The 14,534-nt window shown below is 61.2% G+C and carries 13 protein-coding genes; 7 read left to right on the forward strand and 6 right to left on the reverse strand.

Features of this window, described 5'->3' with window-relative positions; all coding sequences use genetic code 11:
• The first annotated feature begins 27 nt into the window (after positions 1-27).
• On the forward strand, positions 28-696 hold the full coding sequence (locus V5A26_RS05755) for a helix-turn-helix domain-containing protein (protein WP_332320609.1): 669 nt from the start codon (positions 28-30) through the stop codon (positions 694-696).
• A gap of 166 nt (positions 697-862) precedes the next feature.
• On the opposite strand, the gene V5A26_RS05760 is transcribed toward V5A26_RS05755, so the two are convergent.
• Both V5A26_RS05760 and V5A26_RS05765 read right to left on the reverse strand, forming a co-directional pair.
• The gene (locus V5A26_RS05760) at positions 863-2,458 is read right to left on the reverse strand and encodes a Na+/H+ antiporter NhaC family protein (protein ID WP_332320608.1); all 1,596 of its coding nucleotides are present in this window, start codon (positions 2,456-2,458) and stop codon (positions 863-865) included.
• A gap of 103 nt (positions 2,459-2,561) precedes the next feature.
• On the reverse strand, positions 2,562-4,772 hold the full coding sequence (locus V5A26_RS05765) for an APC family permease (protein ID WP_332320607.1): 2,211 nt from the start codon (positions 4,770-4,772) through the stop codon (positions 2,562-2,564).
• 332 nt (positions 4,773-5,104) lie between these two features.
• Between V5A26_RS05765 and V5A26_RS05770 the strand changes: the two genes are divergently transcribed.
• Positions 5,105-5,575, forward strand: coding sequence for an Lrp/AsnC family transcriptional regulator (locus tag V5A26_RS05770; protein WP_332320606.1), 471 nt, complete (start codon positions 5,105-5,107; stop codon positions 5,573-5,575).
• Between the two features lie 65 nt (positions 5,576-5,640).
• Here V5A26_RS05770 and V5A26_RS05775 read toward each other — a convergent pair whose 3' ends face one another.
• Together V5A26_RS05775 and V5A26_RS05780 are read right to left on the reverse strand one after the other, a co-directional pair.
• Entirely contained in the window at positions 5,641-6,192 is a 552-nt protein-coding gene (locus V5A26_RS05775) for a DsrE/DsrF/DrsH-like family protein (protein ID WP_332320605.1), read from the reverse strand.
• Positions 6,193-6,556: 364 nt separating this feature from the next.
• Positions 6,557-7,105 (reverse strand): hypothetical protein, encoded by a 549-nt coding sequence (locus V5A26_RS05780; RefSeq protein WP_332320604.1) that lies wholly within the window; start codon positions 7,103-7,105, stop codon positions 6,557-6,559.
• Positions 7,106-7,256: 151 nt separating this feature from the next.
• On the opposite strand from V5A26_RS05780, the gene V5A26_RS05785 reads away from it, so the two are divergent.
• The gene (locus V5A26_RS05785) at positions 7,257-8,429 is read left to right on the forward strand and encodes an inorganic phosphate transporter (protein ID WP_332320603.1); all 1,173 of its coding nucleotides are present in this window, start codon (positions 7,257-7,259) and stop codon (positions 8,427-8,429) included.
• Positions 8,430-8,436: 7 nt separating this feature from the next.
• Here V5A26_RS05785 and V5A26_RS05790 read toward each other — a convergent pair whose 3' ends face one another.
• Both V5A26_RS05790 and V5A26_RS05795 read right to left on the reverse strand, forming a co-directional pair.
• On the reverse strand, positions 8,437-9,633 hold the full coding sequence (locus V5A26_RS05790; RefSeq protein ID WP_332320602.1) for an inorganic phosphate transporter: 1,197 nt from the start codon (positions 9,631-9,633) through the stop codon (positions 8,437-8,439).
• Positions 9,630-10,520, reverse strand: coding sequence for a universal stress protein (locus V5A26_RS05795; protein ID WP_332320601.1), 891 nt, complete (start codon positions 10,518-10,520; stop codon positions 9,630-9,632). Before V5A26_RS05795 ends, V5A26_RS05790 begins: the two co-directional genes overlap by 4 nt.
• A gap of 139 nt (positions 10,521-10,659) precedes the next feature.
• Between V5A26_RS05795 and trpB the strand changes: the two genes are divergently transcribed.
• From trpB to V5A26_RS05815, 4 genes are all read left to right on the forward strand, one after another.
• Complete coding sequence (gene trpB / locus V5A26_RS05800) at positions 10,660-11,811, forward strand: tryptophan synthase subunit beta (RefSeq protein WP_332320600.1); 1,152 nt, start codon at positions 10,660-10,662, stop codon at positions 11,809-11,811.
• A gap of 103 nt (positions 11,812-11,914) precedes the next feature.
• Complete coding sequence (locus tag V5A26_RS05805; RefSeq protein ID WP_332320599.1) at positions 11,915-13,003, forward strand: NADH:flavin oxidoreductase/NADH oxidase; 1,089 nt, start codon at positions 11,915-11,917, stop codon at positions 13,001-13,003.
• A gap of 42 nt (positions 13,004-13,045) precedes the next feature.
• Entirely contained in the window at positions 13,046-14,041 is a 996-nt protein-coding gene (gene thyA, locus V5A26_RS05810; RefSeq protein ID WP_332320598.1) for a thymidylate synthase, read from the forward strand.
• Complete coding sequence (locus V5A26_RS05815; RefSeq protein WP_332320597.1) at positions 14,038-14,526, forward strand: dihydrofolate reductase; 489 nt, start codon at positions 14,038-14,040, stop codon at positions 14,524-14,526. The genes thyA and V5A26_RS05815 overlap by 4 nt, the downstream gene beginning before the upstream one ends.
• Positions 14,527-14,534 lie beyond the last annotated feature (8 nt).

A 14,534-nucleotide genomic window follows, 5' to 3' on the forward strand; every position in this document is an offset into this window, starting at 1 on the left:
AACCCGGAAAAGGCACTATAGGCCGACATGGCTGTAATCGCGGAACTGGCCCTCCCACATCAGCAGTTCGAGTTGGGACGAATTTTGGCTTCGGGGCCGACGACCTTCATCGCCCTCGAAACCATCGTCCCGCTTGGCCAACGGTCGGTCCCCTTCTTTCGGGTCTACGACGAACGAGACTCTTTCGAGCGAACTGTCGGGGGCCACGATGCTGTCAACGAGATTCAAGTGGTCACCGAGACGGCTACCGAAACCCTCTACGCTCTCGACTGGGAGGTTTCTGGGGACACGTTTTTTGCCGGACTGATGGACGCTGAGGCGTCGGTACTGGGGGCCCAACAAGTCGAGGGCACCTGGGAGTTCGCGCTCAGGTTCCCCTTCCACGACGCACTCACCGAATTTCAGGACTACTGTGAGGAGATGGGGCTCCCGATCGAAACCGAGAGACTGTTCAACTCGACCCGCCCCGAAGCTGGCCCGTGGTACGGACTCACCCCGCCGCAACGCGAATCCCTCACCCGGGCGGCCGAAGCGGGATATTATTCGATCCCGAGAGAAATCTCGACGACTGAACTCGCTGCGGAGTTCGGGGTCTCGGATCAAGCGATGACCGAACGCCTTCGTCGTGGCATCGAAGCACTCGTCTTGAACACGCTTTCGGCCGGGGAGGCCATGACGGACGAAACAGCCGAGTGAATCAGTTTACTCCACCCGCCGACCAGGCCGGCCCAGCGCCCACGACCCTGATTTGAATCAGACTAACTGGTGGGGTGTCCGGACCCGCCTTGCGGGCCCCTGCAGACTCGAACAGTTCTCCGAATCGTTCTTCACGACTCGGTTCACCAATTGGATCGCCTTTGCTTCAATCGTCCATGGAATCAACAGCCGAGTCGGGCGGTGTCGGGGCGGGGTCAATAGACCGCCGGTTCGCGTCGATCGCCGAAAGGCCATACACCAGGCCGATCAGGACGAGTACGCCAACTCCAAGGAGGAGAACGGGCGAAAGTCGAGTGAATCCCCATACGATCATCAGGCCGGCGGCGACAAATGCGACCGTGACGGCGTAGTACAACTGCGTCCGAACGTGATCGATGAGGTCTGCCCCGGTGAAGGTCGCTGAGAGGACGGTCGTATCGGAGATCGGCGAGGTGTGGTCACCGAAGATCGCTCCCGAGAAGACCATGCCGACGACGACCGCGACCATGGTGTGCGTGCCCGCGAGTTCCCAGGCGACCGGGATGACGATTGGGGTCATGATGCTCATTGCGGCCCACGCGCTCCCCATCGCGAAGGCGACGAACCCGGTCACGAACAAGACGATGACGGGGAGGACTGCGGGCGAGAGCGTCTGGGTGGCCCACGCGGCAACGTATTCCCCGGTCCCGAGGGCGTTGGCGACGTTCCCGATCGACCAGGCGAGGACCAGAATCGTCACGGCGGTCAGCATGAGCGAGAAGCCGTCGATCGTGGCGTCCACACTTTCGCCCAATGACAGGTGGCCGTCGAACCAGCCGAGGAAATAGGTCGAGACCACCATTGCGAACGAACCGAAGATCAGTGCCATCGCGTAGTCGCCGCCCGTGAACATTTGCTGCAACGTGGCTCCCGGTTCATAGCCGCTCCATAGTGCGGAGCCGATGGTAACCAGGATGAGAACCCCGATCGGGAGGAAAAAGGATCGAAGCCGTGGATTATCGACGTTTGGCTCACCGAGTTCGGACGCGACGTCCTGCATCGGGCGGGCGTCCTCCCGGTTCACCAGTCCGGACGTTGCCGCCCGGTGTTCGGCCCCGAGCATCTCCCCGTAGTCCCGACCGGACAAGACGACGATTCCGACCATCACGATGGCGAGGATCGCATACATGTTGTAGGGAATTGACTGGAGGAACACCCCGAAGGCGTCAGGAATGGCGGCCGCAGCAAGGTCCGTCGCCTCGTAGCCGCTCTCTATCATGGAGAGTTGATAGGCAACCCAGGAGGAGATCCCCAACGTCGATACCGGGGCCGCTGTCGAGTCGACGATGTAGGAGAGTTTCTCCCGGGAGATTTGGAGGCGGTCGGAGACGTCTTTGACGCTACTCCCGACGATGGCGGTGTTGGCGTAGTCATCGAAGAACATCACGATCCCCAACAGCCAGGCGACGACCCCGACTTTGCGTTGGGTGTCGAGATGTTTGATGGTCCAGTCCCGAACGGCGTGAGAGCCACCGAGCCGCCAGATCATGGCGATGGCCGATCCCAGAAGCAGCAGGAAGATCATGACCTTTGCGTGGAAGGTGCTATCGCCGATGGCTTCAGCGATCCAGGTGAAGGTCTGGCCGACCCCGAGCCCCCCGGTCGCGATGACGCCCCCCATCCAGACGCCCAGGAACAACGAGAGGACGGCTTTCCGGGTAAGAATTGCTAATAGAATCGCGAACAACGGTGGAACGAGCGAAAGCGCGCCGAAATCTGCCATGGACCCGCGTTAATCCTGCAACGGGCTATAAGCTTCGAAGAGCGCAGAAGTTGTCGGCTGGACGGCAGCAAGGCCGCCCGATAGCCCGTGAGCAACACCGCCGTCAGAAGACCCGGTTCCCGATGAACCGCCGGACGAAACTGGGCCGCTCGCCGTTCGGCGTCACCAACACGCCGGTGGCGTCGGTCCCGGCGATGATCCGATCCGACGGCCGACCGAATATCGCGCCCCGGAGTTCGCGCGGCTCGCTCCCAGTGACCACCACGTCCGAGTCCTGCGTGCCCTCGATCAGGCCACTTGGGGCATTCTCCGCCTCGACTATTTCGATCGACACCGGCGTCGAAACCCGGCTTCCGACCTCCTCCAGGTGATCCCGCGTTGACCGTTGCTTCTGTTCGGTCGCCGACGGATCGAGCGCTGTCATGAGCTCGACTTCCGCGTCGTGCGCGTCAGCGATGGCGGCCGCCACGACCAGCTTTGTGGCGTCGCCACGACCGTAGTCGGTGAGTAGCGAGACCCGCGAGACGTTCTCGAGCCCCCGATCCTCGACCTCGAGGACATCACAATCCGTATGGCGTTTGATCCACCCTTCGTCGCTCCCGAACAGGGGGGCGTGGTGCTGCTCGCCCCGTCGCTCGAGGAGGATTCCGGCCATTCCGTGGTGATCGGCGTGATTGACAATGGCGTGTTTCGTGTCGTGGGAGGTGGCGGTGCCGTATTCGACCGGCACCTCGGCCGTCTCCTCGAAGGCTGCCATTCGTTTCTCGAAGGAATCGTCGCCGGATATCGTGCGGTCCCTGGCGGTCTCCAGCGGGACCTGGTCGGGCACTTCGTCGAAGCGGGTCGCCCGGATCGTGCCCCCTCGCTCCGTTGCGATCGCCTCGGCGACGGCCAAAAGCGTTGGCTCCCGTTCAGTAGGGGTGTTCTCTCTGACGGCCACGAGGATGTCGGAGCTACTCTCGTCCGCGAGGACCGCCTCGGTCTCGTCGATTGCTTCCTGGCCGAGCTGCCGCCGGATCGCGTCGGTCATTGCCCCCTCCCGCTCGATGTCACTCTGTGTGCGCACATAGGTGGAATACCAGACGAGTGAGCCCAGCACGATGACGACGGCCCCGGCCAAGGGGACCACTCCCATGAACGGGATCAACACGATTCCGCCCACGATCCCGAATAGCTGTGGAATCGGGTAGAACGGCGTGTGAAAGCTCGGCTCGTAACCGGGGAGATCAGCCTCCCGGAAGGCGATGAGCGCGACGTTAATGAGAACGAACACGAGTATTTTAAAAGCACTCGCCAGTTTCGCGATCTCCTGAATCGGGACGAAGGCGACCATGAAGAGCAATATCCCGCCCGTGATCGTGATCGCCTGAACGGGTGTTCCGAATCGCTCGCTCACCTCGGCAAACGAGGGTGGTGCGAGGCTGTCCCGGCTCATCGCGAGGGGATATCGCGAGGAGGACAGAATCCCAGCGTTCGCCGTGCTGATGAGCGCAATGACGGCGGCGATCACGACGATGATGACTCCACCGGATGCGAGTGTTTCCTCCGCGGCCAACGCCATCGGGATGTTCGATCCCAGCATGTCTTCGGCCGGGACCACTCCGACCATGACGATGACCAGGGCCACGTACAAAAGCGTCGTAAACGCGAGCGACCCCAATATCCCGAGTGGGATGTTCCGGTCGGGATTCTCGATCTCTTCGGCGACGGATGCCACTTTCGTCACCCCGGCAAACGAGACGTACACAAACCCGGTTGCAGCGAGCAACCCTCCGATTCCGCTTCCGAAAAAGTTCCCGTAGTTTGCCGGATTGACAGCCGTGGCGCTGCCCGCCGCGAACCACGTGAGTGCCCCGAGCATGACCACGACGATGGCTACCTGCAACCGTCCGGTTTGCTTGACACCGACAATGTTGATCACGATAAGGACGAACCCGGCCACGAGCGCAACCGGCTTCACCGGCAGATCGAAGAGCAAGACGAGGTAGGGTGCGCCACCGATGAGTGCGAGTGCCCCCTTGAACGTCAACGAAAACCAGGTACCGACGCCGGCGATCGTGCCCAGCAGCGGCCCCATCCCGCGCTCGATGTAGAGATACGTGCCCCCGGATTCCGGCATCGCTGTCGCCATCTCGGACTTGCTGAGCGCGGCTGGTAGGACGAGGAGACCAGCGAGCAGGTAGGCCAGGATGACCGCCGGTCCGGCCATTTTCAGGGCCAAGCCCGGCAGGATGAAGATCCCACTCCCTACCATCGCACCGATACTGATCGCGAGGACGGCCGGTAACCCCAGGTCCCGTTCGAGTTCCTTCATTCGAACCGGTCACCTCGAACGGAAAGACGACGCTTGTGCTGGCTTCCCGGCAGACGCACGATTCGGTTCGTATTCGGCTCAGACATCATGGGGCCTGATTATGGGGATGATTTACAGCAGATTCCGAGAGACACCCACCGTTCACCCCCGACTTATCGACGATTCCTCATAAAGTACCGGATTGTATGACCAATCTGCCAGAAAATTACCGATATTTTGCAAAAAGTGTCTGCAACACGATTGGCCTGGTCCCCTGACAGCCCTCGTTAATGGCTGGCCAGTCAGCCCGACCGGAGCAACACTAATATGACCGACCTTAGGAAGAACAGGTAATGACCGATGGGGCGCTCGATACGATCGACCGGCAGATTTTAGCGGCACTGCAGGGGAAGGCGAGACATACGTCCTCGAGCGAGGTGGCCGAACAGCTCGACATTTCGGCGAGTACCGTTCGCTCGCGGCTCTCGAAACTCGAAGATAGGGGTATAATTCGGGGATACTACATCGACATCGATTACGACGCGGCGGGATACCCGCTGTATACGAAAATCATCTGTACAGCTCCGGTCGCGGAGCGTGACGCGATTGCGAAACAAGCCCAGGATATCCGCGGTGTCACTGCCGTTCGGGAGGTCATGACGGGGGAGCGAAACGTCTACGTGAACGCGATCGGGACCGATCACGACGATCTGAACCGCATCAGCACCGAACTGGACGAACTCGGCCTGCAGGTGGTCGACGAACAACTCGTCCGGGACGAGTACATTTGTGCGGAGACCGGCTTGCTGGAAACATCGGAGTAAGTGACGGGAGGGGAACAAAACGTCCCGAAAACCCGAATTACGGAATCAAACGACCAGAACCCGAGTTACACTAACAGTTGCACGTCGGATTTTGCCATCTCGCGCAGCGCGTGTGCGGCGCCAACGCCAGTCTCGACACCGTCGATGAACTCCTCGTCGTCGTATTCCATCAGGTCCATCGTCATCTGACAGGCCTGGAAGTTCACGCCGTTGTCGAGGCCACGCTGCACCAGCTCGGGAACCGTCTCGGTCCCGACATCGTCGATGTTGTCTCGCATCATCTTTGCCGTCATACGGTCCATGCCGGGGAGCATGGCGACGATGTTCGGGACGGGCATGCTGGGATTGCCCACAGAGGACATCTTGAGGTTTTTGTGGTTCTCCTCGTGGAGCATGTCGAGGCCCCAGAACGTGGAGAAGACCGTGACCTCCCAGCCGAAGGCTGCGGCCATCGGGCCCAGAATGAGCACCGGGTAGGCCATGTCGAGGGTCCCTTTGGTGGCGATGATGACCATCCGGGTTGGCCCCTCGTCGTCGTGTCCGTGGTCGTCAACTTGTGCTTCGAGTTCGGTGATCCGCTCCTGAAGATCTTCGATGGTAGGTTCGTCAGTGGACATGTTCTGTGGGATGTTCGAGGTGACCTGGGTGTGGATCCTGTGTGGGATCGAACCGGCCCCTGTCTTGAATACAGTCTACAACTTCGCAATGGATTGCATAAAAGCGCATGGCCGATTTTCCGACTCTGGGAGCGTCTACGAAATTCCTTTCCGTTCATCTGGTTCAGTGTCGGACGGCTGCAATGGGAAGTATAGTGAGTAGTGCACGAAAAGCACACACAGGCGAAAACGGTCTTTTCGGGACGGATATCGTCACTTCTCGCTGGCACTCTGTGTGGGCTGTCAGCACCATTGTAATCGTTTTGGCCCACTATCGCCACCGATTCGGATCTCCATCGCCCTGAATTCAGTCGGGTCAGTCACTCTACTCCTCGTCAGTCTCGGATTCCTCGGCACGGGTATCCGTTTTTTCTTCAGGAGTCTCCGTCTCCTCGGACTCCACCACCTTGTCCATTACTTCCCCGACTTCCTCGCTGACTGTGTCTTCGACTTCCTCGCTGACCCGTACCTCCACTTCCTCGGCGACGTCCTCGCCGACTTCCTCGCTGACTTTCTCTTCGACTTGTTTGGCGACCTCGTCTATTTCATCGTTGATGGTCTCCTCGACGGTCTCGCCGACCTCCTCACTGACTTTCTCCTCGACTTGTTTGGAGACGTCGTCCATTTCCTGGTTGATGGTTTCTTCGACCTCCGCGGTCACGCTTTGCTCGACCTCTTGGGCGACATCTTTGGTCATCCAGTCCGGATCGAAGCGGGCCATCTTCCACCCGATGTGGACCACGTAGGAGGCAAGGACCCCGAGTCCGAAGGCGATTCCGACGATCGTTTCGACCACGAGTATGAGCGCGATTGCGATGAAAATCAAGATCCCGTAGGTGAGGTCGATGACGAAGTCGACCCGGTTCGGATTCATACCGATCTCACCCCATGAGCTGGCTGCTTGACGATTCTCTCCTGCATACACTCTGATTTGGGGCCCAGACACAAAACTATCGTCTCGATGTACTGAACCGAACAATCGTGGATGACACACCGCTTAAGATAGTTCGGGGCGATGTCTCTGTATGATCGAACTCCTTCTTTTCCTGGGAATTGTGGTTTCGCTGTTCGTCGGTTTCAACATCGGCGGGGCGACGACGGGGCCTGCCTTTGGCCCTGCTGTTGGTTCGAACGCGATCTCAAAGACCGGCGCCGCAGTGCTCATGTCCGGGTTTTTCTTCATCGGTGCGTGGACGATCGGACGGCGTGTCGTCGCGACGCTGGGTGAGGAACTCATCACGGATACGGGGGTGTTTACCATCGAAACGAGCATCGTCGTGCTCTTCTTCATCGGGGGCGCGCTGTTCGTCGGGAACTACTTCGGCGTCCCGGCCTCGACCTCGATGACTGCGGTGGGGGCGATCGCTGGACTTGGGGTTGCGACTGGGGAACTAGACTGGGCGGTGATGGGCGAGATCGCGGTCTGGTGGATCGTCGCCCCGATCGTCGGCTTTTGGGTGTCCGGAATGATCGGTCGATATCTGTACCCGCGGATCAACCGCTGGGTGGCGATCGACAACACGCCAGGAACGCTGATCGAAATCGATCGCTCCGGAACGCTCCCTTCGGTTTCCATGGGTCCCAATACAACCCAACGGGAGCTATACGGGGGAATCGTCGTCATCGCTATCGGGAGTCTGATGGCTTTTTCCTCCGGTACGTCGAACATCGCCAACGCCATCGCCCCACTCGTGGGTGCCGGTGTCGACATGAATATGATGATTATTCTGGGGGGTATCGCGGTCGCCGTGGGGGCATTCACCATCGCCCGGCGAACCCTGGACACGCTTGGCAGCGATATTACTGATCTGCCACTTACGGCGGCGATCATTGTGGCAATCGTCTCCTCGGCGATTGTGACCGGGCTCTCGGCGATCGGCATTCCCGCGTCCTTCGTGATCATTGCGACCATGTCGATCGTCGGGCTCGGGTGGGGGCGGGCGACCCGACCGGCGACGATTCCCGACGTGGTTCACGGGGAAAGGACTGAAGGGGTCTCAGTTGGCGCCCTCGCCGCTGAGGAACCGGGCGATGAATTGCCAGCGATCGGTGAGGAGGATCCCGAAGACATCCCATCGGCGGCTGATCTGTTCGATCCATCGACAACCGGGCGTGTGGTCGTCATGCAAAACGTGGTTCCCTTACTCTCGACGGTGGGGGCCTACGCCACGTTTACGATTCTGTTCACGTTCCTCTGATAACGAGTTAGGCCCCGAAAATTACGTGTAGAGCGGTATTGACAGCGTATCCGGTCACGACTGAGGTCCCGAGTGTGATGAGCCAGAAGCTGACTGTCACTCCGATTTTGCGTCGGGACACTCCGGCCGACCCGGCTGCCAGGCCACCGCCGATCACGCCCGAAATGATGATGTTATTGAACGAGACTGGAATGCCCAGCGCGATCGCTGTCTGCGCGATGAGAAACCCAGGGACGAGCGCGGCGATCGATCGTCGGGCGCCGAGTTGGGCGTACTCCCTGGAGGTCGCCTGGAGGAGTCGCGGGGCGCCCATCCAGGCTCCGGCCAGGATCCCGATCGCTCCGATGGCAAGCAACACGAAGCCGGGAAGGCCGAGTTCGACGCCGTAGAGATATTCCAGTGGGCCCGTTGCGAGCCCGACCTGACTGCCACCACTCGAGAACGCGACGACGCTGCCAATGACGACGAGAAACGTGCTCACTCCTTGTTCGACCGAGGCCTGTGTCCGGCGCCTGATGAAGACAAAGCCGACGAGGGCAAAGCCAACAGTCGTGAGAACCACCATCGGGTCGATTCCGGCGATTGACGATGTGGGAAGCTGCCAGGCGACGAAACGAGCCACTGAATTCTGCGTGACTGTCGGCGGGCCGGGAATCACTCCAAGTTCGATGTTTGCAAGCACACCCGAGACCAGGCCTGCGAGCACCGGAATGCTGACCGCATCCGGGATGTCCTCCCGGCGGAGCAATGTGGCGGTAATATAAGCCAGTCCCCCCGACACTGGCGGAACCATGAGCCAGAACAAACCGATCCCCTGAAGGGTCCCGATACTCGGGTCCCCACCCAGCGAAATCCCGACCCCGACCATCGCGCCGGTGGTTGCAAACGCCGCGGGGACTGGATAGCCGGAGAAGATCCCGATGGCCATGAACGTCGCCGCAGTGAGGAGACCGGCCGTCGCTGCCAGGGGCGTTATCGCCACCCCGTCAATGAGTCCCGTCCCGATGGTTTTCGAGATGCTACCGCCCTGTAGCACCGCTCCGGCGCCAGCCAACAGCCCGATGAGTAACGCTGCCCGCATCGTCGAAATGGCGTTGGCACCGATCGCGGGAGCAAAGGGTGGCGAGTTGCTGTTCGCGCCCAGCGTCCAGGCGGTGAAAATGCCAATAAGGGTCGCCAGTCCGACGAGTCCCCAGGCGGTCACTTTTTCCCACTAAGCATGGCCTGAAGGCGTCCGAGAACTCCTATTGTTCCATGCTCCCCTCGTGCGATGAGTACTGTTTTGTCGGTCCGATTGACGACGTGTCGCGGGACGGACCCGACGAGTCGCCCGCGTAACACGCCCTTCCGTGTCGCTCCGAAGACGACGACATCGTGCGCCTCGGCCGCATCAACGATTGCATCCTCGATACTGTCGGCCATTTCGACGTGCGTTTCGACGTCCATCGAGTCGCCAAGCACGCCCTCGAACGTTTCAACGCCTTCTTCGACGAAGGACTGAGCCGACTCCCTATCGGTCTCTGCACGTCCCACCGAAAACACTGTTAGCTGGGCCTGGTTCTCCGTGGCGATCGCACCGCCAGCAGTCACTGCTGCCCGGACGTGAGGACCGCCGGCCACCGGGACGAGAACCGACCCAACTCCCCCTGCCTCCCGGCCTATTCGCTCGGCATACACGTCGGTTGGGGCCCGCTCGAAGACAGCATCAACTGTCGTCCCAAGCAGCGCGTCGGATCGACTCGGCTCGCTGTCCCAACCGATGACCAACGCTGTGGGATCGGTCCGTTTCACGGCTGAGACCACTCCTTTTGCGACTGTCCGGGCAACGACTAGATCTCGGACGATTTCGACGCCCTCCGGTTTCGGGGCCTGGTCCAGCAGTTCGTGACTGTCGGCGGCGAACTCCTCGATAATCGTCTCGTCCGAAAACATGCCAAACGGCGAATCTCGCGACTTGACTTCGACAGTCATCAGTCTCACCCGCCCTGTTCGCTGGCGGGCGAGGTCCGCCGCCGTTCGAACGAGTTGAGGAACGTGCTCCGGTTCCGCAACAGCCACCAGTACGTCCCCTTCCGGTCCCCGCTCAGACATATGGAACGATACGGTCCAATATCGGATAAGCGTTCGCGGCCAGTCACGGCGATTCAGCCGCTTCCAGCACTCCGAAACAGATGCACGACTATGTGCAGCAGTGAACACATATTTGGCACTCGGCGTGTTCCTCTGGACTATGCCCGACGGACGATTCGAGGAATACGGCGGTCGACACGTCCCAGAACCGCTCGAGGAGCCACTGCAGCAACTCGCGATGGCCTACGACGAGATCCGGGAGGACCCGGACTTTCAGGCGGAACTGGCCCACCTTCGAGCGGAATTTGCCGGCCGTCCGACGCCGCTCTACCACGCCGAAACCCTCAGCGAGCAATACGGTGTCGAGATCTATCTCAAACGGGAGGACCTCTTGCATGGCGGCGCCCACAAAATCAACAACGCCCTTGGTCAGGGCCTGCTCGCGGTCCGAGCCGACAAGGACCGCCTCATCGCTGAGACCGGGGCTGGTCAACACGGCGTCGCAACCGCGATGGTTGGGGCCGCACTTGGCCTGGACACAGAGGTATACATGGGCAAGACGGACGCAAACCGACAGCGGATGAACGTCTTCCGGATGCGGTTGCTCGGGGCCGAGGTCAACGAGGTCACGACCGGCGATGCGGGGCTGGCCGAGGCCGTCGACGCGGCTCTCGAGGATTTCGCCCACAATATCGACGATACCCATTATCTCGTCGGGAGTGCTGTCGGTCCTGACCCCTTCCCTCGGATGGTTCGGGACTTCCAGTCCGTGATCGGGACGGAGGCTCGCGAGCAGTTCCAGGACCGGGTGGGCGAACTGCCGGATGCCGCTGTTGCCTGTGTCGGTGGCGGGTCGAACGCGATCGGCCTCTTCCACGCTTTCCGGGACGATGACGTTGCCTTCTATGGTGCTGAGGGTGGCGGCGAGGGAAGCGATTCGAACCGCCACGCGGCCCCACTGGCCGCTGGTGAGGATGGGACACTCCACGGGATGGCAACTCGAGTTCTGGACGAGGACACCGAGGTCCACTCCGTCTCAGCGGGCCTGGACTATCCAGGAGTAGGTCCCGAGCACGCGATGTTCCGGGCAATCGGTCGCGCAGAGTACCAGGCTGTCGAGGACGACGCCGCACTCGAGGCCTTCCGGAGGCTTTCGGAGACGGAGGGAATTATTCCCGCGCTCGAATCGAGCCACGCTATCGCACTGGCGGCCGATATCGCTGACGAGCACGACACGATCCTGATCAACCTCTCGGGCCGCGGTGACAAGGACATGGACATCGCGGCCGAGGCTTTCGACTTCGAGGGCTGATCGACGCGTTCGGGCTCTCTGGCTGAGGGGGTGGACTTCGAGCAACGGCTAATCACCTGTTTTGGACCGAACGATTATCCCCGACTCGCACCCAGTTTTGGGTATGTCCACAGGAGTGTTCTCTTCGCTCTCGCTTCGCTCGGTGACTGCTCGGAACCGAATCGCGATGTCCCCGATGTGCCAGTATTCGGCCGGGACCGATGGCTTCGCGACCGACTGGCATCGCGTCCACTACGGCTCGCGCGCTGTCGGTGGGGCCGGACTGGTCATCGTGGAGGCCACCGCTGTTGAACCGCGCGGCCGGATCTCGCCCCACGATCTCGGGCTCTGGTCCGACGCCCACTCCGACGCACTCGCCCCGATCGCGGAGTTCGTCGCGGACCAGGGCGCTGTCCCGGCGATTCAACTCGCCCATGCCGGTCGAAAAGCATCGACGGCTCGTCCCTGGGAGGGGTCAAATCCGCTTCAACCCGACGACGGCTGGTCGGTGGTTGCGCCAAGTGACCAGCCATTTCCCTATGCCGAGGCGGACGCGCCGCCGACGGAGCGACTCACCCCTGCCGATATCGACGACCTCGTCACGTCATTCGGGGAGGCCGCTACCCGGGCGGTTGATGCCGGGTTCGAAGCGGTGGAGATTCACGGTGCCCACGGGTATCTCATCCACGAATTCCTCTCTCCGGTCACGAATCAGCGCACAGATGCCTACGGCGGGGACTTCGAGGGACGGACCCGGCTCGTTCGGGAGGTTTACGAGGCCGTTCGGAACGCCGTGGGCGAGTCGGTCCCGGTCTTCCTTCGGGTCTCAGGCACCGACTGGCTGCCCGACCGGGATTCCTGGACGATCGAACAGACCGTCAGGCTGGGATCGGCGTTGGCTGCGAAGGGCTTGGACTTTCTCGACGTGAGCAGCGGCGGTATTCATCCAGACCAGACGATCTCGTATGCGGGTCCGAACTATCAGGTCGCGCTTGCCGAACAGGTCCGCGAGGAGACGGACGTGCCGGCGGTGGGGACAGTCGGCCAGATCCAGACACCCGAACAGGCCGAGGCCATCGTCAGAAACGATCGGAGTGACGTCGCCATCGTGGGGCGGAAGTTCCTTAACGACCCGTACTTCCCGCTTCGGGCGGCCCAAACCCTGTACGACGCCGAAGCGGAGATCCCCGTCCAGTACCAGCGGGGCTGGTAACCCCCTGAACGTTTATGCCGCCGCCACGCCCGAGATCGTACCATGGAGCAGTATCTCGACCTCGTCGACCGAGTCCTTCGGACGGGGACCTACGAGGAAAACCGGACGGGTGTCGACACGCTCGCTGGCTTTTCCCATCACTACACGGTAGACCTCCAGACAGGGTTCCCCTTGCTCACGACCAAAGACCTCTCGGGAGGTCGGTGGAACTCGCTTGTGCACGAACTGGTCTGGTATCTCTCCGGCGAGGAACATATTCGCAAGCTCCGGGAGGAAACCGGCATTTGGGACGCCTGGGCCGATGAAGAAGGGCGTCTGGATACCGCTTACGGTCGCTTCTGGCGGCGCTATCCCGTTCCAGACGAAGACGCTCGACTCCCGGGGGAGTCCTGGCCGGACTCCGACAGCGCCTACCTGAACGATGAGGGTACCTTCGATCAGATTGCTTACGTCCTCGATGGCCTCCGGAACAACCCACGGAGTCGGCGATTGGTTGTCAACGCTTGGCACCCTGCAAATGCCGCCGATTCGACGTTGCCGCCCTGTCACTACACCTTCGCTTTCTCTGTCCAGAACGGCCGACTGAACACCCACCTCCAGCAACGCTCCGGCGACATCGCTCTGGGTATTCCCTTCAACATCGCCTCATACGCCTTGTTGACCCATGCTGTCGCTCAACAGGTCGGTTTGCCGGTCGGGGAGTTCGGTCACAGCGTCGTCGACGCGCACATCTATCTTGGGGACGGAGACCGGGGCGCGTGGTACAAAGACGCGATTCCGGACCTCCGTGAGCGCCTCTCGGCCGTCGAGGAACCCGCCGATTACGCCGCAGTGAGGGACTGGGTTGAGGAGTCCGCACCTCCCGACCCGGAGGGGTACGACCACGTGCCGGGCCTCCTTACCCAACTGACACGGTCACCCAGAGAACGACCGGAAATCGAGGTGGCTGACCGCCCGTTGTCCGAACTCGAAGCCGAGGATATCACGTTACGTGACTACGATCCGGCACCGGCGCTGTCTTTTGCGGTGGCCGAATGAACATCGCTATCGTCGTCGCTGTCGCACAGAACGGCGTGATAGGGGACGAGAAATCGATTCCGTGGCAGTATCCCGAGGACCTTGCGTACTTCAAAACCCTCACTGTAGGCCATCCGGTGATCATGGGGCGGCGCACCTACGAGGCGATTACGAAGCGGCTCGGCGAACCGCTCCCAGATCGGCTGAACATCGTTCTCTCCTCCCAGGACCTCGATCTCCCAGACGGTGCCGTTCAGGCGGGCAGTATCGAGGCGGCGCTGGAGGTCGCGGCGGAAACGGGGTCAGAAATCGCATACGTGATCGGCGGAGCATCGGTCTACGAACAGGTTCTGCCACGGACCGACCGCCTTCATGTGACCGAAATCCCGGAATCGCCACCTGGCGATACCCATTTCCCGGAGTGGGACCGCTCGGAGTGGGAGGAAGTCGAGCGTGAGGAACGCGGCGAGTTGGTGTTTCGAACCTACGAGCGGATTAGCAAGTAGCGCGGTCG

This window comes from Halodesulfurarchaeum sp., from assembly GCF_036626455.1.
Classification (GTDB): Archaea; Halobacteriota; Halobacteria; order Halobacteriales; family Halobacteriaceae; genus Halodesulfurarchaeum.

What these genes read in the sequence shown, in the direction of transcription:
- V5A26_RS05780 (WP_332320604.1), bottom strand. Translation starts at nt 7,105, where the DNA reads ATGAATCCGAACCGGGTCGACTTCGTCATCGACCTCACCTACGGGATC.
- V5A26_RS05785 (WP_332320603.1), top strand. Translation starts at nt 7,257, where the DNA reads ATGATCGAACTCCTTCTTTTCCTGGGAATTGTGGTTTCGCTGTTCGTC.
- V5A26_RS05765 (WP_332320607.1), bottom strand. Translation starts at nt 4,772, where the DNA reads ATGAAGGAACTCGAACGGGACCTGGGGTTACCGGCCGTCCTCGCGATC.
- thyA (WP_332320598.1), top strand. Translation starts at nt 13,046, where the DNA reads ATGGAGCAGTATCTCGACCTCGTCGACCGAGTCCTTCGGACGGGGACC.
- V5A26_RS05755 (WP_332320609.1), top strand. Translation starts at nt 28, where the DNA reads ATGGCTGTAATCGCGGAACTGGCCCTCCCACATCAGCAGTTCGAGTTG.
- V5A26_RS05770 (WP_332320606.1), top strand. Translation starts at nt 5,105, where the DNA reads ATGACCGATGGGGCGCTCGATACGATCGACCGGCAGATTTTAGCGGCA.
- V5A26_RS05815 (WP_332320597.1), top strand. Translation starts at nt 14,038, where the DNA reads ATGAACATCGCTATCGTCGTCGCTGTCGCACAGAACGGCGTGATAGGG.
- V5A26_RS05795 (WP_332320601.1), bottom strand. Translation starts at nt 10,520, where the DNA reads ATGTCTGAGCGGGGACCGGAAGGGGACGTACTGGTGGCTGTTGCGGAA.
- V5A26_RS05760 (WP_332320608.1), bottom strand. Translation starts at nt 2,458, where the DNA reads ATGGCAGATTTCGGCGCGCTTTCGCTCGTTCCACCGTTGTTCGCGATT.
- V5A26_RS05805 (WP_332320599.1), top strand. Translation starts at nt 11,915, where the DNA reads ATGTCCACAGGAGTGTTCTCTTCGCTCTCGCTTCGCTCGGTGACTGCT.
- trpB (WP_332320600.1), top strand. Translation starts at nt 10,660, where the DNA reads ATGCCCGACGGACGATTCGAGGAATACGGCGGTCGACACGTCCCAGAA.
- V5A26_RS05775 (WP_332320605.1), bottom strand. Translation starts at nt 6,192, where the DNA reads ATGTCCACTGACGAACCTACCATCGAAGATCTTCAGGAGCGGATCACC.